Source organism: Streptomyces sp. NPDC030820, from assembly GCF_055572075.1.
In genome coordinates this window covers 18,814-41,981 of record NZ_JBVIEB010000027.1, presented here as the reverse complement: position 1 = coordinate 41,981, position 23,168 = coordinate 18,814, and the positions used below count along the sequence as shown (strand labels likewise).

Genomic DNA, 23,168 nt, shown 5'->3' with positions numbered 1-23,168 from the left:
GGCTGTCGGCGCTCAGCGGGCACCTGTTGGGGATGGCAGGTCCTGTTCGGCCCAGACGACCTTGCCGTCTGTTACGGAGCGGGAACCGCATCTGCGCGACAGCCGACCGACCAGGTGAAGGCCGCGGCCGTGCTCGTCGAGATTGCCGGGATGGCGGGGGCGTGGCCGACCGGTGTTGGTGTCGGAGACTTCGCAGGTAAGCACCCGGTGCTGGATGAGCCGTAGGCGGATCGGGCCGTCGCCGTGGCGGATCGCATTGGTGACCAGTTCACTGACGAGCGACTCCACGGCCGTCACCAGCGGCTCCAGACCCCATTCACGGAGTTGACGGGCGGCCAGACGCCGGGCCGTCGGGACGGTGACGAGTTCGTTCGGCAGATCCCAGGACGCGACTTGGGCGGGTGGCAGGGCGCGCGTCCGCGCAAGGAGCAGGGTGACGTCGTCGGCCGGTGCCTGCGCCGACAAGGTCTCCATCGCCCGTGAGCACAGGTCCTCCAGGGCGGCACCGGGCTGTGCCAGGGCGGCGCCCAGACGCCGCAGGCCGGCGTCGATGTCCTCGCCGCGGGACTCCACCAGGCCGTCGGAGTAGAGGGCGAGCACGCTTCCTTCGGGCAGTTCCAGTTCCGCGGACTCGAAAGGCACCAGGCCGAGACCGAGGCCGAGCGGTGCTTCGGCCGGCAGGTCGGGGATGGTGACCCCGCCCTGTGCGTCGACGACCAGGGGCGGCGGATGCCCGGCCCGTGCCAGCGTGCACCGTCGGGAGACCGGGTCGTAGACGGCGTACAGACAGGTGGCACCGACGACCGCTGGAACCCGGTCGGTGTCGTCGGCGTCCTCGTCGTTCAGTCGCCGGACCGTGTCGTCGAGGTGCGCCAGCAGTTCGTCCGGGGGCAGGTCGAGGTCCGCAAGCGTGCGCACGGCGGTGCGCAACCTGCCCATGGTCGCCGCGGCGTTGATGCCGTGTCCCACCACATCGCCGACGACCAGGGCCACCCGTGCGCCGGACAGCTCGACCACATCGAACCAGTCGCCCCCCACACCGTGGTCCATGTCGGCGGGCACATAGCGCGAGGCGACCTCGACGGCAGCACCGCCCTGCACCCGGTGAGGGAGCAGGTCGCGTTGCAGCGTGAGAGCGGCGGTGCGCTCGCGCGCGTACTGGAGCGCGTTTTCCAAACAGAGCGCGGCCCTGGTGACCAGCTCCTCGGCGAGGAGCAGGTCGTCCTCCTGGAACGGCGGCTGTTCCGTGGAACGGCCGAACAGCGCCAGTCCCAGCACGCAGCGCCGGGCGCGGATGGGTACGACCATCAAGGAGTGGACGCCGCTGTCGCGTACCTTCTGCGCACGCGTCGGATCGTGGTCGACCCAGGGGCCGGCATGAGTGTCCAGCACCGGTTCCAAGTGAGACCTGCCCCTGCGCAGGACGGCGGCGAACGACGAGGTCGGGGGGACGTGGATCACCTCTTCACGCACCGCTGGCATCTCCAGGACACCCTGGTCGACGGAGGCCACCCCGGCACGGCGCAACACAGGGCCGCGTCCGCTCGTCGTGCCGATCCGTGCGGCGGGCTCGAGTCCGAACGGAACCGACTCCACCAGGTCGACGACGGCGTGGTCGGCCAGCAGGGGCACGGTGAGCTCTGCCAGTTCCTGGGCGGTCTGCATCACGTCGAGGGTGCTGCCGATGTGCGTGCTGGCCTCGCTGAGGATGGCGAGGCGCTCGCGCGCCCGCTTGTTTCCGGTGACGTCCACGGTCATGGAGCACACGCCCAACGGGGTGCCGTCCGCGCCCTGGAGACAGAAGAAGGAGGCGGAGAACGCATGCTCACGGGGCCGGTCCGCAGGCGGCCACGCACGGTACTCGTGCACCGTCGTCGTGCCGCTCTCCAGCACCTGTCGCATCACGACCTTGAGCGCTTCGGCCTCGACGGCGGGCAGTGAGTCTTTCAGACCGCGCCCGAAGCGTCGGTGACGAGGCACGCCGTCGTGCCGCTCCATGGCGTCGTTCACCCAGACACAGCGCAGCTGCGCGTCATAAACGACGATGCCGATCGGGGCTCGGGCAAGGAGCGACTCCCGCACCGGTCCCCCGGTCGCCCCCGAGGACAGGGAACCTATGTCCGTCACGGACGCCAGCCACCGGGTGTCGTCGCCCTGTCCCCGTAGCAGCGAGACCCGCAGCGTCATCCTGAGCGTGTGGCCGTCGCGGTGGCCTATCGCGACGGTGCCGGACCAGCCGCCCCGCGCACGGCACTGCTCGGAGAACGCCGCAGCCTTCCGGGCGTCCTCGGGAGGCGGCAGCACGTGTGCGGCGGACCGGCCCACCACCTCCCCGGCCGCATAACCGACGAGCTGCTGAGCGGCGTGCGTCCACCCCACGACGATGCCTTCGGCGTCGATCATCGCTATCGCGGCATCGGGCACCTCGGGGAGGCTCACCGGCTCGGCGAGGAGGGTGTGGTCGGTGTTGGTCATCGCGGTCCGTCCCATCGGTGCGGAAGTAGGAGCATCGGCCTGTGGTACGGCGGCCCTGTGTGCAGCGGTGGTGAACGGCGATGTCCCGGTGAGCGGCACACGGTGCGGTATGTGTCATATCAGAGCAATTCGCACTTTCTGATGAAATCATCAGATGTAATGCCTTGGACGTCAAGACCCTCATAGGTGATCGAAAAGTCAGATGCTGGGGCTCCAGGTCACGGCTTCGCAGGTGAACGGACGGGTAGCGGGTTCCGCCGAGCATGCTCGGTGGGTGGGAGCGGCTCCCCAAGGTTCAGACCACCCGCCGGATGGCGGCCCACCCTGGCGATCGCTCGGCAGGCTGGGCGCCGGGACGATGCCGGGGAACCCATACCCGCAGCGCCCGAGGACTGATGCGGCACCGCACGGGAGTCGGCAGGCTGACGGCTTCGCCGTCCAGCCCGGCGGGGAGGACCGGGGCGTCGGCGTACACGACGACGTCGTCGGGCGTGGCGAGACGACTGAGGCCGTGCGGTTGCCCGCTGCGCAGCCTCGTGGCCGTCTCGGCGGGCGTCTCCGCCCTGGCGGCCAGTACTCCCAGGAGGCCGGAGTCGAGGTGCGCCCGCCTGCCGAGCCCGACCGGGTCGTCGAACTGGTAGGGATTGTTGCTCACCAGCACGGCATCCGGCCCGTCAACGGTGAGCAGCCCGGTGCGGACCACCAGCTCCGGGCCCTCGTGCCGGGCCAGGAATTCCGGAAGGATGCGCACTGCCGTGCCAAGCTTGTCGTCCCGATAAGCCGGGTCCTGCACCAGGGCGGCATAAGCACCGAACGAGACGTTGTTGACGAACGCCCGCTCGCCTGCGTATCCCAGATCCACGCGCAGCTCGACGCCGTCCCTGAGGGCCTCCAGCGCGGCCGAAGGGTCCTCACGGTCCAGGCCGAGATCCATGGCGAAGTGGTTGCGGGTACCCGCCGGAATGACCACGAAGGGCAGGCCGCTCTCCGCGGCCACCTCGGCGACAAGCGCCTGTGTACCGTCTCCGCCCGCCACGCCCAGCAGATCCGCACCGTCGTCCACCGCACGTCGGGCGACGGTCGCCAGGTCCCGGAGCAGGGAATGATCGATCAGGAACACCTGGGCTCCGAGCGTGCGGGCGCGTTCCGCGATCCGGAACCGGCTCGCTTTCCCTCCCCCCGAACGCGGATTCACGATCAGACAGGGCCGCCGCGCGCCGGTCGTCGGCCGCGGCGCGTTCTCGGTCACGGCGCGTACCCGAAAGCCGCATGCATCAGCCGGGCGCACCTCACTGGCGACAGCAGGTCTGCCGCGATCACGCCCGCAGCTGACGGCTCCGTCCCCCACCGGGCCGACAGTCCGACGATTGCGCCTGCGGCCACCGCCACCATGACACTCCTTCGACGGTTACGGCCTTATGGCATCAGCTTGCAGCTCGGCCTGGTGATCCGCACCTGGGATCGGCGGTGCCCCGAACGCCTTCACCACCGCCGAGCCGACGCCGTCTCCCCAACCTGCGTGCCCGGGGTCGGACTGGCGCACCAACAGCATCTCCTTACCCGTGGTGCGCTTTTCGTCCACGGCGTACGGATGAGAGTCCGGCCGGGGCCTTCTCCAGCGCCAGCCGAACAAGGCGGGAACGCCCAGGACGTGTCAGAGGGGATCAAGTGCGACAGAGCAGGGAAGTATCGCCCACCGGGCGAAGAGGTCTCCTCGTTTTCCCGTGACCGGGGCTGGGCACCCGATGCCCATGGCGAAGCGTCCGGTTCCGGTGCGAACCATCCTCGCCACCATCGGCCTGGTGCTCGCCACCTACGTCGTACTCGAGCTGGTGGTCCAGGCTAGCCGGGTCCTGATCTGGGCGGTCATCGCGTTGTTCCTGGCCGTCTCACTTCATCCGGCGGTCGAAGCCCTGCAGCGACGGGCGCCGCGGTGCCGACGGTCGGTGGCCACCTTGCTGGTCTTCCTGGCTGCGGCCGCGGCCGTCGGCGCGGTGATCGCCCTGTTCGTCATCCCCCTGGCCCAGGAGGGAAGCCGGTTCGCCGGTCGCCTACCCGCGATGATCAGGGACGCCCAGGCCGGCCGCGGGCCAGTCGGCAACCTGCTGGAACGGACGCACGCTCTGCAGTATGTCCAGCACCATCAGGCGCAGATCCATGCGTTCGCCACCGGACTGAGCACGCCCGTCGCGAAGTTCCTCCGCGGTGCAGCGAGCACCGCGGCAGGCGCTCTCACCATTTTCGTGCTGGCCTATCTGATGGTGCTGGAGGGCCCCAAGGCCATAGACCGGTCCCTGGCCCTCGTGGACGAGGCGCCCGCGGCCCGCATACGCCGCGTCGGAGCCGCGTGCGCCCGTACCGTCAACGGCTATCTGACCGGGAACTTGCTGATCAGCGTCATCTGCGGGCTTTTGACCTACGTCGTGCTGCTGGTTTCCGGAGTGCCGTTCGCCGGCCTGCTGGCCCTCTTCGTCGCCGTGACCGACCTCATTCCCCTGGTGGGAGCCACCATAGGAGCTGTCGTCGCCTCCGCAGTGGCGTTCGTCCACTCCCTGCCGGCCGGCATCGGGGCCATCATCTTCTTCATCGTCTATCAGCAGGCCGAAAACCACCTCCTGCAACCGGTCATCCTGTCTCGGACGGTGAAACTCAACCCCCTCACCGTGCTGCTGGCCACCCTGATCGCCGCCGAAGTCGCCGGGATCCTCGGTGCCCTGCTGGCAATTCCCGTCACCGGCATCATCCAGGTCGTCCTCGGTGACATCTGGGCTCACCGCGGCGGTCGGCCACTGGGGCTGCCGACACGGGCAGACAACAGCCCCGAGACGGCCGACCGGTCCGACGCCCCCGGCTGACGGCCCCGTGGAATCCGGCCGCCACAAGCGCAGCGAGGAGTTCGCCCGGGTCGACGGCTGCGCCTTTCCTCGTCAGGCGAAAGATCGTTGACCGGCCGGTCGGGGTTGCAGGGCACAGCTTGAACGGACGGACCTGGCAGACAGCGAGGACCCGGGGTGAGAGCGGGTTGTTGATCGCCCTCGCCCGGTCAGTGTTCGAGCGGGACCTGGACGTCGGACTGACCGAACACCTCGGCTGCCGCCTGCGTCGCCATCACAGCCGCGCCGAGATGCGCGTGAAGGACCGCCCGCCGGCCGACGGCCCGCGGAGGTGGCGCGATGTCGCCGCTCGCCGGCGTCCGGTCGATCCGACTCCGCCGGTCAGTGCTGGGCGCGCGGACGTGCGTGGAACAGGGGGCGCCGCTGGGGGGCCGTGCCGGCAGCCAGCTGCCCGATCTCGACGCGTGTCCTGATGGCGCGGACCACTTCGGTCAGGCCGACGACGATGGCCATGACGCCCACTACCAGCGTGAGTGTCGCGATGGAGGCGAACGGCATGACGATCATCACGATGCCGGCCATGGTACCGATGATCCCGAAGGCCACGTGCCAGCCGCGCGCCGGCATGGTCTGATCGGAGGCCGCCGCGACCGTCTCCAAGGTGCCCCGAAGCAGCCAGCTGAAGCCGATCCACAGGGCGAGCAGAAAGACCGACTCGAGGGGGCCCCGGAAGCAGACCAGTCCCAACAGGACGGAGGCCGCGCCGGTGATGAAGTGCAGGACGCGAAGGTGCCGGGGGACGTGGGTGCCGAAGGCGGCGGCGAGTTGGAAGGCACCGGTGGCCAGCAGGTAGACGCCGAAGAGCACGCCGACGACGCGCAGCGTCTCGCCCGGCCAGACCAGGGCGATGACGCCCAGGGCGATGGTGGCGAGGCCCATGGTGAGCAGGATCTGCCAGCCCACGTTCGCCAGGGCGGCCATGCCTTCGGCCGCAGGGCCCTCTCGTGGTTCGGTGCCACGTGGCGGAACGGAACCGGGGGAATCGGAAGGAGATGTCATGGCACCTACCTCCTTTTGTGAGCAGCGTGGTCACGTCACTACATGTCCATCGTCACCCGATCAGCCTCATGTCGCTCGGCGGCAAGGGCAGGGGACCGTGGCGCATGAGGTGTTCCGGGCAAGCTCCTCCGTCCTGCGGGAGCCGGGGGGTGTTTCCACCGGACCGCCCGATGCCGGCGGTCAGGCACAGTCGTGGTGTCCCGTTCGGGTTGACGACGGCATTCACACGTGAGGGGTGATGACGGCGCGTCCCTGGATCCTGCCGTCGTGGAGGAGCTGATAAGCCTCGTTGGCGCGTTGCAGGGGAAAGTGCTCGACCAGCATCTTGATCTTGTCCTGCTGGGCGAGCGTGATCACATCCATCAGTTCGGTGAGGGAGCCCCAGTAGGGCGAGGCGACCGAGCACTCGTGCGGCGGGCTGGAGAAGTCGACGGGCAGGGCTCCGCCGCCGAGTCCGACAATGGTCAGGTGCCCGAGCACCCTGGCCACCCGGGCAGCCATTCGCAGGGTCGCGTCCGTGCCCACCATGTCCAGCACGAGCTGAGCGCCCTGCTGCTCCGTCATGTCCCTGATGCGCGCGACCGCCTCGTCGCCCGAGAGCAGAGCCTCCTCGGCGCCCAGGCGCTGGGCGGTCTCCAGCTTGCCGGCGTCGGTGTCCACGGCGACGACGGTTGTCGCCGCGCTGAGCGCGCGCAGAATCTGGATGGTCATCTGGCCCAGACCACCGGCCCCGATCACGACCGCGGTCGAGCCCGGTCCCAGCAGGTGCAGTGACCGCTTCACAGCGTGATAGCTGGTCAGTCCGGCGTCGCTGAGCGGGGCGGCCTGGCGGGGATCGAGGGTGCCGAGCGGAATCAGGTAGCGCGCCGCCGGGACCAGCAGGTACTCGGCCATGCCGCCGTCGTGTCCACCGCGCAGGCCCGGTCCCTCACCCGCGCACTTCTGGCAGTAGTTTTCCCTGCCCTCACGGCAGTTGGCGCACCCTCCGCAGCCCCAGGCGCCGTAGACGATCACAGGGTCCCCGCGCGCGAACCCAGTGACGCCCGGTCCCAGCCGCTCCACCCACCCGGCGTTCTCGTGCCCGAGCGTGAAGGGCGGATTCGTGAAGCCGGGCAGCGGTCCGGGTGCCTGCATGATGTGCAGATCGGAGTGACAGGCACCGGCACCTGCGACCTTCACCAGGACCTGGCCCGCGCCGGGCTCGGGCACCGGCACCTCGCGCAGTTCGGGCGGCTGCCGCCAACCGACGAGTTGAAAAGCCCGCATAGCGATCCTTCACGCGCACACTGGTCAGTCGCGGATGCCGTCGATGTCGACCAGGACGTGTCGCGGGCCGCGGAATATCTGGTTGTGCCGGTACGGCGGCGGGTCTTCGACGAGCCGGGGGTTCTGCACCCGGCGGACGAACTCGCCGACCGCAATCTGGACCTCGAGTCGCGCGAGCGGGGCGCCGAAGCAGAAGTGGATGCCCTGGCTGAATCCGAGGTGCTGGTTGTCGGGGCGTTCGAGGTCGAGTTCGTCGGGGTCGGTGAACCGTTCCGGGTCGCGGTTGGCCGAGCCATACGCCAGGAAGATCGGCGCTCCCTTGGGGATGGTGGTGCCGGCGATGTCGATGTCCTCCACGGCGGAGCGGGTGTGCCAGAACTGCACCGACGACTCGAAGCGCAGCAGCTCCTCCACCGCGGGCACGATCAGCTCCGGACGGCGGCGCAGCTCCTCCAGCGCTTCGGGGTGCCTCAGCAGCGTGAGCACGCTGTGGGCGATCAGGTTGACGGTGGTTTCGTGTCCCGCGAAGATCAGGAGCAGGGCGTTGCTGGCGAGCACGCCCTTGGACATCCGTCCCTCCGTGCCGTCCTCGTTCACCATGGCCGAAAGCATGCCCGGGCCGGGCTGGTCGGCGTACCGGTCGAGCAGGTCGGCTGCGAACTGCCCGAAGTCCTGCACGGCCCGCCGTCCGCCGGCCAGCCGGCTCCGGATCTCTTCGGACGCGGCCTCGGGGCCGAAGTCCAGGGCGTCCAGGGCGGTCTCGATCCAGTGGTGGAAGCGTGGCTCGTCCTCCAGCGGCACGCCCAGGACCTTGCAGATCACCGTCACCGGCAGGGGGTAGGCGAAGTCGTCGACGGCGTCCATCCGGTTCTTGCCCTTCATGCCGTCCAGGAGCCCGGCCACGATGCGATGGATCTCGGGCTCCAGGTCGGAGATGGCGTGAGGTGAATGGGGCGGGCCGGCGAAGTGCGGCATCATCGTCCGGCGGTCCCTATCGTGCTCGGGGGGATCCTGGGTGATGATGTTCGGCTCCAAGGAGATGACCGCCTCCGTGATCGGCTCGGCCTCCGCCTCCGCCGCTCCCTCGGCCGGGGTGGCGGCCGGAACGGGGCACTTGCGTGGATCCGAGCTGACCCGGGGGTCGTGGAGCAGCGTGACGATCTCCCGGTAGGTGCTGACGACATAGGTTCCGTCCGGCTGCCGCGCCACCGGTGTCTTGCGCAGTTCCTCGTAGAAGGGGTACGGGTTGGCGCGGTTGGCGTAGCGCAGCGCCTGCTGCCAGGGGGTTTCCTCGGCCACGAGGCTCCCCTCCTTTTTCCTGTCGGTGCTGTCCGCTTGCACGCTCGGCCCGGCGGGCCGGGTCAGTGGCGCCGGGGCCGGAACTCGGCCGTCCGCTCGCTCGGGGCATGGCCGGTCAGGACGACGTCGGGGACCGCCGTCGGGACCCTGGGGTCCGGGAACTCGGCCGGCATCGGCTTCATGTCGGGCGGCTGGTCCCAGCCCGGCGGCGGAGGCGGGAATGGACCTGATTGCTCGATCAGCTTCCTGTAGTACTCGAGCCACTTGCCGTGATCGAAGGTGACGGCCGCGACGATGCGGCCTCGGTGGCCGTAGGCGGCGGCGAAACGGCGCTCCTCGACGGACCCCTGGGTGAAGACGATCTCGTCGGCGAAGGGCGGTACCCCGACGGACTTGATGTTCACGCCGAACTGGCCGGACCAGAAGCCGGGCAGCAGCAGATGCGGACGATAGTGGGGCTCCAGGTTCACCATGTTGTGAGCCGCGACCTCGGCGCCGAAAACGGCGTTGTCCCAGTGCTCCATCGCCAGGAACTGGTACTCGTACAGCACATGCGGCGCACGCGCCACGTCACCTGCCACGTAGATGCTGTCGGTGACCACACCGTTGATGTCGAAGGCGCGGCCACCGGCATCGCACCCGACACCCCAGAAACCGGCCGCCAGCCCCGAGCCCTCCAGCCATTCCACGTTCCGGACCGACCCCAGCGAGGCCACCACCACATCGGCGTCGATAGTGGTGCCGTCGGACAGGTGCGCCCGCCGCACATGCCCTTCGGAGTCGCCCTCCAGCGACGACACGCCCAGCCCGCAGCGCAGGTCCACCCCGTGATCACGCTGCATCTGCGCGGCGATCTCCCCGATCACCCCGCCCAGCGCGCCGACCAGCGGCGCCGAACCCCGCTCGACGACGGTCACCGGGATGTCGAGTTCCCGGCAGACAGAAGCCACTTCGGACCCGATGAACCCGGCGCCGATGACCAGGACCCGCGACGGCGGCTCGGCCAGCGCCTTCTGCAACTGCTCCGCATCGTCACGCGAACGAATCGTGTGGACACCGTGCAGTGCGGCCTCGGCCGGGTTGGGCCACTGCCGCGCGCGGGTGCCCGTGGCGATCAGCAACCGGTCGTACGGAACCTGCTCCCCGTCGGCCAGGGACACCTGCTTGGTCACGCGGTCCAGCCCGACGGCGGCCACCCCGAGCCTCCAGTCCGCATCCACTTCTCGCATGCGGGGCAGCTTCGTGTGGTCGGCCGGCACCCAGCCCTTGAGCACCTGCTTGGACAGCGGCGGACGGTCGTAGGGCTCGTACGCCTCGTCCCCGATGATGGTCAGGGAACCGGTGAAGCCTTCCTCGCGCAGGGTCTCCGCGGCCCGCAGCCCGGCCAGGGAAGCACCCACGATGACGATCCGGCCGCCGGCCCGGAACTCCCGCACCAGCTCCGCGACCGTTGCCCGCAGAGTCATGGCGTCTCGCCCCGCTTCGCGCCGTCCAAGCGGTCGATCACGATCGCCTGCACCGGGCACGCCGCAGCAGCTCGCTCGACCTGCAGGCGCCGCTCGTCGTCGGGGTTCGGCTCATAGGTGAGCGCCTCCTGGCCGTTCAGCCTGAAGACCTCGTGCGCCAGATACACGCATTGCGCGTATCCCTGGCACCGATTCAGGTCCACGACGATCCGCATGGGCAGACTCCTTCCGCTCTGCCTCCGCCCCACGGCGACCATCGACCCGGTCATGCAGCCTCGATCATGAAGCCCTGGGCCGGTTTCTCAAGCCTCCCGTCAGGGCGACGGGGCCGGATGCCCCATCCGTCGTCGCCGCTTCCTTCACGGTGACGCTTGTCGGCTGTGAGCGTGGGCGTAACCAGACGGGGGCGCTGCATCGACGGTGTCGGCATCAGAGGGTCCCCGGTCGTCACGCCCTAAAAAAAATACTCGTCCCGCCTTCCGGCGATCGCAAACCCGCCTCTGCGGCGTACTGGATGCATCCGTGACTTCGAGACCTCACTCCGCGGGCTACGGCGATCTCCGGGCCGGTGAAGCCACCGATCACCAGGACACACCGCCGCGGCCAAGGCGAGGAAGGCCGGCGTGCCGAGGGGTCGGCAACGGGCAGCTCGCCCTGAAGAGCGACATCTGTTGGCGCTGGTGCAAGCCGGTCAACGGTTACCTTCGTCACTTCGACATTTCCATACGACGTATGGTAACAATGAAAGCGCGCTTCCATACGACGTATGGAACTGCTCGCTCGGACCGCACCGGGCGTCATACATCGCCTGGCAGAACCGCCGTTGGCGCAGATCACCCCTCGGGAAGGAAAGATCATGAACAAGCTCGCCAAGCGCATCGCCCTCACTGTCTCCTCCGTCGCGGTCGCGGGTGCCGCCGTCCTCGGTGCCGGTGGCACTGCTTCGGCCGCGCCCCTTGCGTCCGCGCACGCCCAGCACCCGACCGACGGGGCCGTGACCGCTGACTACAGCTGGGACCACGGTGTCGGCTACCTGCTCGAGCGGGGCTACTCCTGCGACGAGACCCGCGGCTGGCACCAGGACCGCCACGGCAGCGATTCGACCCGGCACGACTGCGACGGGCGCTACTACCGCAATGGCCACTTCTACCGCTGGGAGGGCGAGGGACACGGCTGGACGTCCGACAGGCCCCACCGCCACGACGGAATCCGCTGCGAGCACGACGGCTGGGGCAGGCACGACCACGACCTGAGCCGCGACGACCGGTGAGACGGGTATCCGCCATGAACGCAAGCAGTTCCCCTCGGCCCTGTCCCTGCCCGCGGCGGGGACCCGTCCGGCGGCCGGGGGGCAGCGTCCCCGACCGCCGGCCGAGTGAGTGCAACGCACTCACCATGCGGTGCGCCGGTGCCGTCCGGCGCCCGCGCCCTGCTGTACCGCCTGCGCCCGCGCTGCCTCTTCGCCACCGGCCGGTGTGAGGCACCGCCGAGCCCTACCCAGGAGCGCAAGCCGATGAAGAAGTCCTTGAAGGCCGTAGAACGGCGGGTGGCCGTGCAGCTGGTCGTCTCGCACGCCTACTCATTGCCCCTCTGCGTACGTCTGCGCTACGAGCCCGCTGATCCCTATGTCGTCCGTGCCGCCTTCTTCGCCGACTGCGACGAGCCGGCCGAATGGATCCTGGGGCGGGATCTTCTGGCTGACGGTCTGAAGGGTTGCGCAGGCCACGCGGACGTCCGGATCTGGTCGGCCACAGGGCGGGGTGACGAGTCGATCTACATCGCCCTCGGGTCTGCCGCAGGCACCGCCTTGCTCGAGGTCCCCGTGCAGGACATCTCGTCCTTCCTTCAGGACACCCAAGCTCTGGTGCCACGGGGTACCGAGTCCGGACTCATCGACTGGGATGCCGAACTGGCACACCTCCTCCCCCAAGGCTGACCGCCTACCATCCATGCTCAGAAGTAAAGGAACCAGTGTCATGTCCCAGTACCAGCTTCGCGTCTACACCCTGCACAGCTCCGACGCGCTCGCCGCTTACGAGAAGATCTGGGCCCAGCACATTCCCGGTATGGCCAAGCACCGGATCACCACCCACGGCGTCTGGACGGTGCCCGCGGCCCCCGGAAGCGACACTCCCCGGCTGTACGCCCTCGTTTCCTACAAGGACGCCGATGACGTGCAGGAGCGGCTGGAGGCATACCTGTCGAGTCCTGAATTCCGCGCGGACATGGAGGGCTTCGACATCAGCCAGATCGTCGGCCTCGACGAGACCCTCCTGGCTCCCACCGTGGACTCACCCTTGCGCTGACGGTCCGCCTGCGACGAGTGACGCGGCCAGAAGGACCGGTATCCGGCGGCCCTGCGATGGTGGTTCCGGTGTCGTCGATGGCGCACCCAGCAGTGGTGGCCCTTGCCGGCATCGATACCGACCCACAAGCAGGGCACCTGTGTGGTCATGTGCGTCTCCTCGGACTCGGACAGCGTGCCGTTCCGGCCCAAGGACGGCTCTGCCCTGCGTGACCGGGCCCCGGCAACCACGACCCGCGTCGAGGTGGGGACCGTGACGAGTCGGTTCACCACAACCACGACCGGTACAGCGTCGATCGCTGAGACCAAGGGCACCCTCTGTCCGGCAACCACCGTTGGCCACATCTCCGTAATGGCCCCGGCCGGCAGTAGTGGCCTCGCCTGCTCCCGTCGGCCGGGTGCCCTTGCGACGGCGCGAAGAACTGCTCCTGCGGGTGTCCTCGTGCCGACCGCCACCGGTCCTCGCAGTAACCGCTTCTCTGTGCAGCCCCTTTGAATCCGACGACAGCCCTTCCGATGGCCCTCCCCGGATGACTCGAAACACCAGGAGTAAGACCCGATGAAGTCATTGAGAACTGTGATCCAGGGGCTACCTGTGAAGCTTGTCGGCGTGCATGCGACGTCCTTGCCCATGATCATGAATCTGCGGTACGAGCCGAGTGATCCCTATGTGGTCCATGCCGCATTCACCACCGATGTCGACAGCGACGAGCCGGTGGAATGGATCATAGGGCGCGATTTGCTGATCGACGGCCTGGAGGGCCCCGTCGGCGAGGGAGACGTTCGCATATGGCCCACCGGCGAGGAGGGCTGCCGCGACTTGTACATCCTTCTCAACCCGCCGTCCGGTACGGCCCTGCTCAAGGCCCCAGCGCAGGAATTCAAGGCGTTCCTGCAGGAAACGGAGGCAGTGGTGCCCCGGGGGGCCGAGTTCGGCCACAGCGACTTCGACCGCTTGCTGGCGCACTTCCTCGCCAAAGGGTGAGTCCTGGCATGGTGCGACCTGAGGCAGGCACACGGACGTCTCGATCCTCGCCCGCTGCCCAGCACTCGACCGCACCGCCGAATACGTCCGCGCCTTCGCTGAGTTGATGAACAACCGCCAAGGCCGGCACCTCGACCAGTGGATCGATGCCGTCCAAGCCGACGATCTACCCGTCCTGCACGGCTTCGCCACCGGCCTCGGCCAGGACCTCGACGCCGTGGTTGCCGGGCTGAGCCTGCGCTACAGCTCCGGCGCCGTCGAAGGCCACAACAACAAGATCAAGATGTTGAAGCGGCAGATGTTCGGCCGGGCCAACTTCGACCTGCTCCGCAAGCGGGTCCTCCTGGCGGCGCGAGGCCGTTCATGATCGCGGTTGTGGTGACCCTGCGTGGCCCTGGCACGGAAAGTGATCCAAGAACCCCTCGGAAGGGCCGGGCCGGGTCACGCTCAACCGAGGGGAGTACTTCAAGACCAACCGGTGCCAGAAGTGGAAGAGGGTCGGCTGACCGGCCACTGGTATCGCCTTCGACCCCGAGCGCCAGGAGGCCGTCCAGTCCCGGCGAGGACGACCGGGGGCGTGGCAGACGTCAGCAGAACCAGCCGTCCTGGGCCCAGCCGTGGCGGTTGATGTCGCCGTAGGCGAAGCCGTACGCCCAGCCGCTCTGCTTGCTCTCCACCAGGAAGGTCTGGCCCTTGTAGAGCGTGCCCATCCAGGCGCCGCCCGGGTCGGTGCGGACGTACAGGTCACTGGCGCACACGGTCTCCCGGACACCCACGGTGCCGTTCGAGTACGCGATGGCGGGCCCGGCGCCGATCAATACCGCGGCGCTCACCGCGGCGACGACGGCGGCCGCACGGCCGGCACGGAGTGCGGGCATCGGCTTTCCCTTCCCTGTCGTTGCGGGGGACACGGGGCTGTCACGGCTCACCAGGAGTCGTAGCCGCCGATGCACTCGATGCGCACGTAGCCCCAGTCGTTGGGACCGTAGTCGAAGGTGGCGGCCCAGCCGTTGTAGACAGGGTGCACGCCCTGGGTGTGGCCGACCTTGTTGCCGTAGGTGAGGGTGCGCAGATAGCCGGTGGGGCCCGAGGCGCTGTCGTAGTCGGCCTAGAAGCTGGCAGTCCGGCACACGATGACCGCGTGCTGCGGCGGGACGTCGGCCCTGGCAGCGGACTGCTGCAGGGCGACCGCGGTGACCACGGTGGCCGCCATGGTGAGGGCCTTGGCACGGAACTTCAAGATTCGTCAACTCCTCTGAAGAGCGGGGCGGGTCGACGCGTGTGGGCGGAGGGAGGTCACACGACGCCGCTCTCCCACCACCAGGAACCGGAGCCGTAGGAGGGGTACTGGACGCGGCTGTCCACGTGCTGCCAGGAGTGGGTGTAGGCCTCGAGCCCGGAGAATCCGCAGGTCTCAGCGATCCTGTATACCTGGAGGGTGGTGTGTCCGGAGACGACGATGTCCGCGGCGACGCCGTAGACGTGCATGCTGTTGGACGCGCCGCCCACCGAGGCGTTGTAGGAGACGCTGCGGAAACCGGAGTTGATCGTGATCGCGCTGTTGCCGGCCTTCTTGCGTACGGCCTCGAGCTTGTACATCAGCCGACGCACGTTCTCCTTGACCTCGGCGGCGCCCACCTGCCCGCCGCTGAAGCCGGACCCGTCATGGGAGTAGAACTCGCTCCAGTCGAAGTGCGCGGTGGAACCGTCGCTGCTTTCGAGACTGTTGAGCACGCTCTGGGTCTGCGGGCCGACGACGCCGTCCGCCGTGAGACCGTACGCGGACTGGAACCGCCTGACCGCGTTGTAGGTGGCCGCACCGAAGGCACCGTCCCAGGCGACGTAGGTCTGCTGCGCGCTGGATGCGGCCCAGCCGCCGACGCGGATCTGCAACTCCTTCACATCGGAGCCGCTGTCGCCCTGCTGAAGAGTGCGGGTCCATCCGTAGGCCGAGGCGCGGGAGGCCGACCCGAGGCTTACGGTCGCCGCCGTACCGAGCGCGACCGTCAGGCCCAGCGCGCCGCGGAGCACGGTACGCCGGTCCAGGCCTCGGCCGGAGTCTGCTGCAGTGTTCATGAGCCCTCTCTTCGGTGTGCCCGTCAGGACCGGTAGGCGTTGCGGGTGTAGGTGAGGCTGAGCGGAGCGGTGTTGGCGAAGTACTGCGAGATCAGGTACGCGGGGTCAGGCGCGATCGAGCCGTCCTGCAGATCGCTGCCGTCGTCCCCGTCGTCCCAGGCCCAGGGCGTGTGCGCGGCGTTGTCCTCACCGTTGTCGCCCGCGAACGTCCCCCAGGAGGCGTAGGGCGGGTTGGCGGAACGGCGCACCCACAGGCCGCGTGTGACCGCCGCCTTCCGGGCGGCGGTCACGTGCGTCGTCAACGCTCGGGAGAGGGAGGAGGACCTAGTACACGCTGACGCCGTACGCGCTCAGCGCCTCGGTCACCGGCTGGAAGAAGGTCGTACCGCCGGAGGTGCAGTCGCCGCTGCCGCCGGAAGTCAGACCGATCGCCTTGGTGCCGTCGAACAGCGAACCGCCGGAGTCGCCGGGCTCGGCGCAGACGTTGGTCTGGATGAGGCCGTAGACGACGTCGCCGCCGCCGTAGTTGACCGTGGCGTTGAGGGCTTGGACGGTCCCGCCGTGCACGCCAGTGGTGGAACCGCTGCGCTTGACCGACTCGCCGACGTAGGCGTTGGCGGCGGACGTGATGTCCTGGCTGGTGCCGTTGTAGAGGTTGACGGTGCCGGGGTGGCTGACGCCGGTGTTGTCGTAGCGGACGATGCCGTAGTCGTTGGTGGGGAAGCTGGAGTCGATGGTCGGACCGACGTAGGTGCTCAGGCCGGAGTTGGTGTACCAGTTCGGGTAACCGTCGGTGCAGTGACCGGCGGTCAGGAAGTAGTAGGCACCGCTGCTGCTCCGGACGTTGAAACCGACGGAGCAGCGCCAGCCGGCGTCGGCGTAGATGGCGGTGCCGCCGTTGAGCAGCTTCCTGAAGGTGCCGCTGACTCGTTTGACGGTGACCGCGTCGCCGTAGGAGGCGGTGGCGGACATGAGCTCGGCGAGCTCGGCGCGCGAGACGTTGCTGTCGGCGCTCACCACGAGTTTGTTGCTCCTGGGGTCGACGGCCCAGGCGGTGCCGGGGATGTCGGCAGCCTTGGTGGCGGCGCCCGCCTTGGCCAGCTGCGCTGAGCTGTGGGTGACGAGCCTCGGCACGGCACCGGCCTCGCGGACGGCCTCCGCGGCCTTCCGCGTGGTGACGTTGACCACCACGGACTTGGTCTCGGCATCGTAGTACGAGCCGGCCGTCGAGGTGGTGCCGAGGGTCTTGGTGAGCTTGGCCGCGGCCCCGGGCGAGGCCTTGGCCGAGGGGGCGGCCTGGGCGGTGGGCGTGGTGAGCGACACCGCGAGGAGCCCGGACGCCAAGGCGATCAGCCCGGAGCGTCTGGCGGCGCGGGGAGTCTTGACCTTCACTCGTTCCTCCTGGGTGGGGACAAGGGGACACCCGTCAGGGCGGCACAAGAGCCCTCGCGAACAGCGTGTCCCTGACAAGTTCCGGACGGGAGTATTCCGTGCCCCGCGGTCGGCGAACAAGAAGCCGGAGGCAGAATTTACGCGCGTAACACGTTGGTACGTACCTGCCGGTCAAAGCGGCAAATGAACTGCTCCACCAGTAATTGAGGCACAGTCAGGAAACCGTCGGAGAGCTGCGCCGCGTACACGGCGAGTCCGAGGAACTGGCTCTCGGTGGCCTGTGGCGGCGACGACCGGGGTCAGGGGCGGGCCACGTACCGTGTGCTCGTTTTCGGTCGTTGGCGTCGACTGTCGAATGCGCAGCCGGCCCCCGCAGGCCATCGCGGCGCTCTGATCTCACGCCTTTTCGAAGTCCACCGACAGAAGTCTGGCCGCCGTTTGTCCGCTTCGCGCTCGCCCCGCAAGCCCGCTGGTGGACGACGGCCGAGTTGCCTACACCGTCCAGGCGAGCAGAGCATCGGCAAACATGGTCGGCGAAGCGCTGCGGAAGGAAGGCGTAACCCGCTGCGAAGAGTTGAAGGGCGGAGACCTTGTCGGACGGATGGCCTGGCTTGCTTCGCGGCCGCAAGCCGCTACACCTAGGACCAACCTCGCAAAGCGGCGTCCACGACGGCGTTCACGGTGTCGCGTCCCAGGTGGTTTCCGACGAAGAAGCGCTCGAAGAACAGCGGCCTGGCGGTGGCCATGGCGAATGTCTCGGGGGTGACGTCGGGCCGGAGCTGGCCGCGCTCGACGGCTGCGGTAACCGCGGGACGCAGGGCCTCGGCGATCTGGTTCAGCAGTGACTCCCGGAGGCGGCGCATACCTTCGTCGTGCCGTGAGCCCCCGAGGACCGCGGCAAGGACGGCCCCCGATTGCTCGTCGTCCCAACGCTCGGCGAGCACGTTCAGACGGTAAACGAGCTCCGCTCGCGGATCGTTGCCCGAAGCGGCCCGAAGCTCCTCGGGTACCGGAGGGAGAGGGGGCATGCCGGCCTCCAGCGCGGCCAGGCGGAGGTCGAGAAGGCTCGGCCAGTGCCGGTAGACGGTTGCCCTGCCGACGCCGGCACGAGTCGCAACCGTTTGATGTGTCACGGCCTCCAGCCCACCTTCCGTGAGCAACGCGGTGGCCGCCGCGACCATGGCCTCACGACTGCGCAAGAGACGCGGATCTGTTCGATCTTCCACCTGGTACACCTTCCGCTGATAGAACCCGAGTCGCTGCCCCTATGGGGCATCCATTGGGCAAGGGAGGAGAGCCGCAAAGACCCTGTTCGCCCCCCCTCGAAGGTGGGTGGCCCTCAAAGCACTGCTTGTCCCGCTACATGTGCACGACGGATGCAGCGTTCTCGTTCTGCTGGGGCACGCCACGGCGGTACAGCAGCACGGTCACCACCAGACCCACCATTCACGATGGTGCCGTCGAGGACACCCATCAGCATCGACAGGGAAATGACCAACAGAATCCACCAGCGACGCCGGTGCGACAGGTCGGGCACATTCTCAGGTGTGGTCTCGGCGCCGCAAGCAGCGACGGTGGCGTTCTGGGACATGGGGGGCAGCCCTCCGGACAGCGGATGGGGGATGGAGACCAGGAACAAGCCGACGAGCATGGTCATTTCACGGTGCAGCGTCGGCATACGGCTGCCGTGTAGAGGCTGGGTGTGGAACCACTCCGCCGGGCGGTCTCACCCGACGTGACGGGGGGCTCCCGTGTGTCGCAGCCTGGGATCGCCCGACCGCGGGCGCGCCTCAGGCGCCAGTGCCTGGGGCACAGCGTCTCAGGCTGACTGGCTCAATGGCCGGCGCGCCCGACCGTCCGGATCGCCGGCGAGCCGGCTTTCCAGGCCCGTGATCAGCGTGTCCATCACGAGGCGGAACATGTGGTCCTGGTCAGGGCCTTCAGGGGCCGCACTCGTAGAGCCAGGGTGTGCGTCCGCGGCCCCGTCTTCGTCGGCTTCAGGGCCGTAGGGCTTGAGGGTCGACCACTGGTGGAGTGCGCCGTTGAGTTCGGCGGCGAGGACACCGACGACGACGGCGGCGATCAGCGCGGCGATCTCCGGGGCCTTCGACCGCGGTACCCCGGCGGCCGCCACGATCGCGGTGAGCGCGGTCCAGAACGGGTCGTCGGGCTGGATGAAGTCCGGCTGGTGGCTGAACGAGTAGGCCATCAGCTTGGGGTGACGGTGTGCCAGCGTCCGGAAGTCCGTTGCGAGCAGACGGATCCGCTCCTGCCAGGGAGCGTCCTCAAGCGTCACGGTGCGGAACTGGGCGCCGACCATTCTCGTCACGCCGCGCAGCACGGCTTCCTTGTTCGGCACGTGGTGGTACAGCGACATCGGGTTCGCGTCGAGCTCGGTGGCGAGTTTGCGCATGGTGAGCGCCTCGACGCCGTCCTCGTCGATGAGCCGCAGGGCGGCGGCGTAGATCCCGGCCTCCGTCAGAGGCACGTCTCTCTTCCTCGTTCCCCGCGGGGGACGTCTCACCTTCTTTTCCATACCTCGTACGGTACCAGTTCCGTACACGGTATGGAAATGAGCTTCACCACAGCCCCACCTGGGCTCCCGGGGTTGCACTCCACTTTCCGTACCGCGTATGGTTCCAATTCCATACGGTGTATGTTTCCGTACGGCACGGCATCGACCTGCGCAGCGCGCCCTTGCCCATCCCCTCCACCCCCTCCGCAGAGGAGCAAGACATGACCACGCACTCCGCGAACGACCTTCGCCCCATCCGGTCCCCGCGCGGGATCCCCTTGCTCGGCCACACGCCGCAGATCCCTGACACCAACCCGGTGGAGTACTTCGGTGAGCTGTCCAAGCGGTTCCCCGAGGGCATCTACGGCATGGACATCGCAGGCATCGAGCAGGTCTTCGTCTACGACCCTGACCTGGTGGCCGAGGTCTGCGACGAGACGCGGTTCTTCAAGCAGATCGACAAGACGCCGCTGAGCCATGTGCGGGACTACACGGGGGCGGGCCTGTTCACGGCCCACCAGCACGAAGAGGAATGGGCCATGGCCCACCGGATCCTGCTGCCGGCCTTCAGCCAGCGGGCCATGAAGACCTACTTCGGTCAGATGCTGGAGATCGCCCAGAACCTCGTCGGCAAGTGGGAGAGCCGGGAGGGTCAGCCGGTCGCCATCACCGACGACTACACCCGGCTCACCCTGGACACCATCGTCCTGTCCGGCTTCGGCTACCGGTTCAAGTCCTTCGACAAGGAGGAACTGCACCCCTTCCTCAACTCGCTGCTGGAGGCGCTGATCGAGTCGATGCGGCGCTCCCAGGAGCTGCCGATGATGACCAAGCTCCGCAAGGCGGACGACAGGAAGTACCGCCAGAACATCCAGCTGATGCGCGACCTGGTCGAGAGCGTGATCAAGGAGCGCCGCGAGGGGAAGGGCACCGGTGAGGAGGACCTGCTCGGCCTGATGCTGGAGGCCACCGACCCTGAGACCGGCAAGCTGCTGGCGGACGACAACGTCCGCGACCAGGTGGTGACCTTCCTGATCGCCGGTCACGAGACCACCAGTGGTCTGCTGTCGTTCGCCACCTACTCGCTGATGCGCAACCCGCACGTGCTGGCGCAGGCGTACGCCGAGGTGGACCGCCTGCTGCCCGGTGACACGGTCCCGGACTACGACACGATCATGCAGCTCGACGTGATCCCGCGGATCCTGGAGGAGACCCTGCGCCTGTGGGCTCCCATCCCGCTGATCGCCAAGGCGCCCATCGACGACACCGTCATCGGCGACCGGTACGAGCTGAAGAAGGGAACCAGGGCCAACATCCTCATGGGCGCGCTGCACTCCCACCCCAAGGCGTGGGACCGGCCGGAAGAGTTCGACATCGACCGGTGGCTGCCGGAGAACCGGGCCCAGCAGCACCCGCACGCCTACAAGCCGTTCGGCAACGGTGTGCGTGCCTGCATCGGCCGGCAGTTCGCGCTCACCGAGGCCCGCCTGGCCCTGGCGCTGGTGCTGCAGAAGTTCAGGTTCTCCGACACCACCGACTACAAGATGGACGTCCGCGAGGCGCTGACGCGCAAGCCCGGCGACTTCCAGTTGGTCGTCCGCCGTCGTCAGGAGCACGAGCGGACCGTCTTCGGCGCCGCGGACCTGCAGACCGGCGACACGCAGGCGCAGGCAGCGGTCAGCGGTGTCGGTGTGAACCTGACCGTCGCCTACGGCTCCAGCCTGGGCTCCTGCGAGGACCTGGCCCGCACCATCGCCGACCGCAGCGAGCGCTCCGGCTTCGGCACCACCCTCGTCAGCCTGGACGAGCTGGGCGACAACCTGCCCACCGAGGGACTGCTCGCCGTCGTCGCCGCCAGCTACAACGGCAAGGCCCCCGACAACGCCCAGCGCTTCGACGACCTGCTCGCCGCCGGACTGCCCGAGGGCTCACTGTCCAACGTGCGGTACGCGCTGCTGGGCGCCGGCAACACCCAATGGGTGGCCACCTACCAGGCATTCCCCAAGCGGATCGAGGAAGGTCTGCTGGCCGCCGGCGCCACCCCCATCGTCGAGCGCGGCATCGCGGACGCCGCCGGTGACTTCGACGGCATGGCCACGCGGTGGATGAACACCCTGTGGGCCACTCTGGCCGAGGAGTACGCCGCCGACATCTCCCAGGCGAGCGGCCCCCGCTACCAGGTCCAGCTGCTCACCGAGTCCGACGTGCGCCCCGCCATCGTCTCCGAGCAGGCGTACCCGCTCACCGTGGTCGCCAACGAGGAGCTCGTGGCCGACGCAACCGGACTGTGGGACTTCAGCATCGAGCCGCCGCGCCCGTCCGCGAAGTCCATCACCTTCGAGCTGCCCGAGGGCGTCACCTACGACACCGGCAACCACCTGGCCGTCTTCGCCAAGAACGAACTCGCCCTGGTGGAGCGGGCACTGAGGCGGCTCGGCGTCGACTACGACCAGGTGCTCCGGCTCGACCAGCCGGCCGGTGGCCGCACCCACCTGCCGGTCGGCACCCCGGTCACCGCCGGCATCCTGCTCACCGAGTTCCTGGAGCTGCAGGACGTGGCCACCCGCTCCCAGATCCAGACGCTCGCCGAGTACACCGAGTGCCCGTGGACCCGGCCGCAGCTCCAGGCGTACACCGCAGAAACGGAGGAGGCCGAGGAGCGCTACCAGAAGGAGATCCTCGGCAAGCGCATCTCCGTCCTGGGCCTGCTGGAGCGCTTCCCGGCCGTCGAGCTGCCGCTGGCGGTTTTCCTGGAGATGATGGGCCCCATCCGCCCGCGCTTCTACTCCATCTCCTCCGCCCCGTCCGCCAACCCGCGCCATGTGCGCCTGACCGTCGGCCTGCTGGAGGGCCCGGCCCTGTCCGGCGACGGCCAGTACCGCGGCACCTGCTCCTCCTACATCGCCGGCCTCGAGCCCGCAGACGTCGTCTACGGCTACGTCCGCGTGCCCTCCCCGACGTTCGCCCCGCCCGCCGACCCCGCCACGCCGCTGATCCTGATCGGCCCCGGCACCGGCATCGCGCCGCTGCGCGGCTTCCTGGAGGAGCGGGCGACACAGCACGCGAACGGCACCCAGGTGGGCCTGTCCCAGGTATTCGTCGGCTGCCGCCACCCGGAGCACGACTACTTCTACAAGCAGGAGATGCAGGACTGGGAGCAGGCCGGGATCGCGCAGATCCACACCGCCTTCTCCGCGGTGACCGGCCACCCAGCCCGGTTCGTGCAGAACGCCATCGCCCATGCCACCGACACGGTGTGGCAGGCCATCGAGGACGGCGCGTACATCTACGTCTGCGGTGACGGCCGTCGCATGGCCCCCGCCGTCCGCGAGGCCCTCGCCGCCATCCACCGCCAGAAGACCGGCAGCGACGACGAGAGGGCCCAGCAGTGGCTCGCCCAGCTCGAAGCGGACGAGCGCTACCAGCAGGACGTCTTCGCCTGACCGTCGCACGCCGTCAAGGCGCGCTGACCCCCAGCCGCCGGGAGGCGTGCGGA

General features: G+C 68.7%; 21 protein-coding genes and 1 pseudogene. 7 read left to right on the top strand and 15 right to left on the bottom strand.

Features of this window, described 5'->3' with window-relative positions; translation table 11 throughout:
• Positions 1 to 12 precede the first annotated feature (12 nt).
• The gene (locus ACZ418_RS41545) at positions 13 to 2,475 is read right to left on the bottom strand and encodes a SpoIIE family protein phosphatase (RefSeq protein ID WP_468373706.1); all 2,463 of its coding nucleotides are present in this window, start codon (positions 2,473 to 2,475) and stop codon (positions 13 to 15) included.
• Between the two features lie 295 nt (positions 2,476 to 2,770).
• Positions 2,771 to 3,724, bottom strand: coding sequence for a diacylglycerol/lipid kinase family protein (locus ACZ418_RS41540; RefSeq protein WP_468373704.1), 954 nt, complete (start codon positions 3,722 to 3,724; stop codon positions 2,771 to 2,773).
• A 502-nt stretch (positions 3,725 to 4,226) separates the two neighbouring features.
• Between ACZ418_RS41540 and ACZ418_RS41535 the strand changes: the two genes are divergently transcribed.
• Complete coding sequence (locus tag ACZ418_RS41535; RefSeq protein ID WP_468373702.1) at positions 4,227 to 5,330, top strand: AI-2E family transporter; 1,104 nt, start codon at positions 4,227 to 4,229, stop codon at positions 5,328 to 5,330.
• A gap of 360 nt (positions 5,331 to 5,690) precedes the next feature.
• Here ACZ418_RS41535 and ACZ418_RS41530 read toward each other — a convergent pair whose 3' ends face one another.
• The 5 genes from ACZ418_RS41530 to ACZ418_RS41510 all read right to left on the bottom strand — a co-directional run bounded on the left by ACZ418_RS41530 (position 5,691) and on the right by ACZ418_RS41510 (position 10,614).
• Complete coding sequence (locus ACZ418_RS41530) at positions 5,691 to 6,368, bottom strand: HdeD family acid-resistance protein (protein ID WP_468373700.1); 678 nt, start codon at positions 6,366 to 6,368, stop codon at positions 5,691 to 5,693.
• Positions 6,369 to 6,590: 222 nt separating this feature from the next.
• Entirely contained in the window at positions 6,591 to 7,634 is a 1,044-nt protein-coding gene (locus ACZ418_RS41525) for an NAD(P)-dependent alcohol dehydrogenase (protein ID WP_468373697.1), read from the bottom strand.
• A gap of 24 nt (positions 7,635 to 7,658) precedes the next feature.
• Positions 7,659 to 8,933 (bottom strand): cytochrome P450, encoded by a 1,275-nt coding sequence (locus tag ACZ418_RS41520; RefSeq protein WP_468373695.1) that lies wholly within the window; start codon positions 8,931 to 8,933, stop codon positions 7,659 to 7,661.
• Positions 8,934 to 8,995: 62 nt separating this feature from the next.
• Positions 8,996 to 10,399 carry an NAD(P)/FAD-dependent oxidoreductase gene (locus ACZ418_RS41515; protein ID WP_468373692.1) on the bottom strand — a complete coding sequence of 468 codons (1,404 nt, stop codon included), beginning with the start codon at positions 10,397 to 10,399 and terminating at the stop codon, positions 8,996 to 8,998.
• On the bottom strand, positions 10,396 to 10,614 hold the full coding sequence (locus ACZ418_RS41510; protein ID WP_145880723.1) for a ferredoxin: 219 nt from the start codon (positions 10,612 to 10,614) through the stop codon (positions 10,396 to 10,398). The genes ACZ418_RS41515 and ACZ418_RS41510 overlap by 4 nt, the downstream gene beginning before the upstream one ends.
• A 641-nt stretch (positions 10,615 to 11,255) precedes the next feature.
• On the opposite strand from ACZ418_RS41510, the gene ACZ418_RS41505 reads away from it, so the two are divergent.
• From ACZ418_RS41505 to ACZ418_RS41485, 5 genes and pseudogenes are all read left to right on the top strand, one after another.
• Entirely contained in the window at positions 11,256 to 11,669 is a 414-nt protein-coding gene (locus ACZ418_RS41505; RefSeq protein WP_468373688.1) for a hypothetical protein, read from the top strand.
• A gap of 243 nt (positions 11,670 to 11,912) precedes the next feature.
• Positions 11,913 to 12,335: an SsgA family sporulation/cell division regulator gene (locus ACZ418_RS41500; RefSeq protein WP_468373686.1), complete on the top strand. Its 423-nt coding sequence runs from the start codon at positions 11,913 to 11,915 to the stop codon at positions 12,333 to 12,335.
• A gap of 40 nt (positions 12,336 to 12,375) precedes the next feature.
• Positions 12,376 to 12,705, top strand: coding sequence for an NIPSNAP family protein (locus ACZ418_RS41495; protein ID WP_468373684.1), 330 nt, complete (start codon positions 12,376 to 12,378; stop codon positions 12,703 to 12,705).
• Positions 12,706 to 13,299: 594 nt separating this feature from the next.
• Positions 13,300 to 13,689, top strand: a complete 390-nt coding sequence (locus ACZ418_RS41490) for an SsgA family sporulation/cell division regulator (RefSeq protein WP_468373682.1) — start codon at positions 13,300 to 13,302, stop codon at positions 13,687 to 13,689.
• A gap of 43 nt (positions 13,690 to 13,732) precedes the next feature.
• Positions 13,733 to 14,056 (top strand): annotated as a pseudogene (locus tag ACZ418_RS41485) (ISL3 family transposase); the annotation flags it as partial.
• 220 nt (positions 14,057 to 14,276) lie between these two features.
• On the opposite strand, the gene ACZ418_RS41480 reads toward ACZ418_RS41485, so the two are convergent.
• The 8 genes from ACZ418_RS41480 to ACZ418_RS41445 all read right to left on the bottom strand — a co-directional run bounded on the left by ACZ418_RS41480 (position 14,277) and on the right by ACZ418_RS41445 (position 19,645).
• Positions 14,277 to 14,567 (bottom strand): hypothetical protein, encoded by a 291-nt coding sequence (locus tag ACZ418_RS41480; protein WP_468373680.1) that lies wholly within the window; start codon positions 14,565 to 14,567, stop codon positions 14,277 to 14,279.
• A gap of 230 nt (positions 14,568 to 14,797) precedes the next feature.
• Positions 14,798 to 14,929 carry a hypothetical protein gene (locus ACZ418_RS41475; RefSeq protein ID WP_468373678.1) on the bottom strand — a complete coding sequence of 44 codons (132 nt, stop codon included), beginning with the start codon at positions 14,927 to 14,929 and terminating at the stop codon, positions 14,798 to 14,800.
• A gap of 56 nt (positions 14,930 to 14,985) precedes the next feature.
• The gene (locus ACZ418_RS41470; RefSeq protein ID WP_468373675.1) at positions 14,986 to 15,765 is read right to left on the bottom strand and encodes a D-Ala-D-Ala carboxypeptidase family metallohydrolase; all 780 of its coding nucleotides are present in this window, start codon (positions 15,763 to 15,765) and stop codon (positions 14,986 to 14,988) included.
• A gap of 23 nt (positions 15,766 to 15,788) precedes the next feature.
• On the bottom strand, positions 15,789 to 16,067 hold the full coding sequence (locus ACZ418_RS41465) for a hypothetical protein (protein ID WP_468373672.1): 279 nt from the start codon (positions 16,065 to 16,067) through the stop codon (positions 15,789 to 15,791).
• A gap of 22 nt (positions 16,068 to 16,089) precedes the next feature.
• Positions 16,090 to 17,157, bottom strand: coding sequence for a S1 family peptidase (locus ACZ418_RS41460; protein ID WP_468373669.1), 1,068 nt, complete (start codon positions 17,155 to 17,157; stop codon positions 16,090 to 16,092).
• A gap of 638 nt (positions 17,158 to 17,795) precedes the next feature.
• A complete protein-coding gene (locus tag ACZ418_RS41455) occupies positions 17,796 to 18,392 on the bottom strand; it encodes a TetR/AcrR family transcriptional regulator (protein WP_468373666.1) in 597 nt (198 codons plus the stop codon).
• A 104-nt stretch (positions 18,393 to 18,496) separates the two neighbouring features.
• Positions 18,497 to 18,835 (bottom strand): hypothetical protein, encoded by a 339-nt coding sequence (locus ACZ418_RS41450; RefSeq protein WP_468373664.1) that lies wholly within the window; start codon positions 18,833 to 18,835, stop codon positions 18,497 to 18,499.
• 141 nt (positions 18,836 to 18,976) lie between these two features.
• On the bottom strand, positions 18,977 to 19,645 hold the full coding sequence (locus ACZ418_RS41445; protein ID WP_468373661.1) for a TetR/AcrR family transcriptional regulator: 669 nt from the start codon (positions 19,643 to 19,645) through the stop codon (positions 18,977 to 18,979).
• A gap of 248 nt (positions 19,646 to 19,893) precedes the next feature.
• On the opposite strand from ACZ418_RS41445, the gene ACZ418_RS41440 reads away from it, so the two are divergent.
• Entirely contained in the window at positions 19,894 to 23,115 is a 3,222-nt protein-coding gene (locus ACZ418_RS41440) for a bifunctional cytochrome P450/NADPH--P450 reductase (protein ID WP_468373658.1), read from the top strand.
• Positions 23,116 to 23,168: the final 53 nt, after the last annotated feature.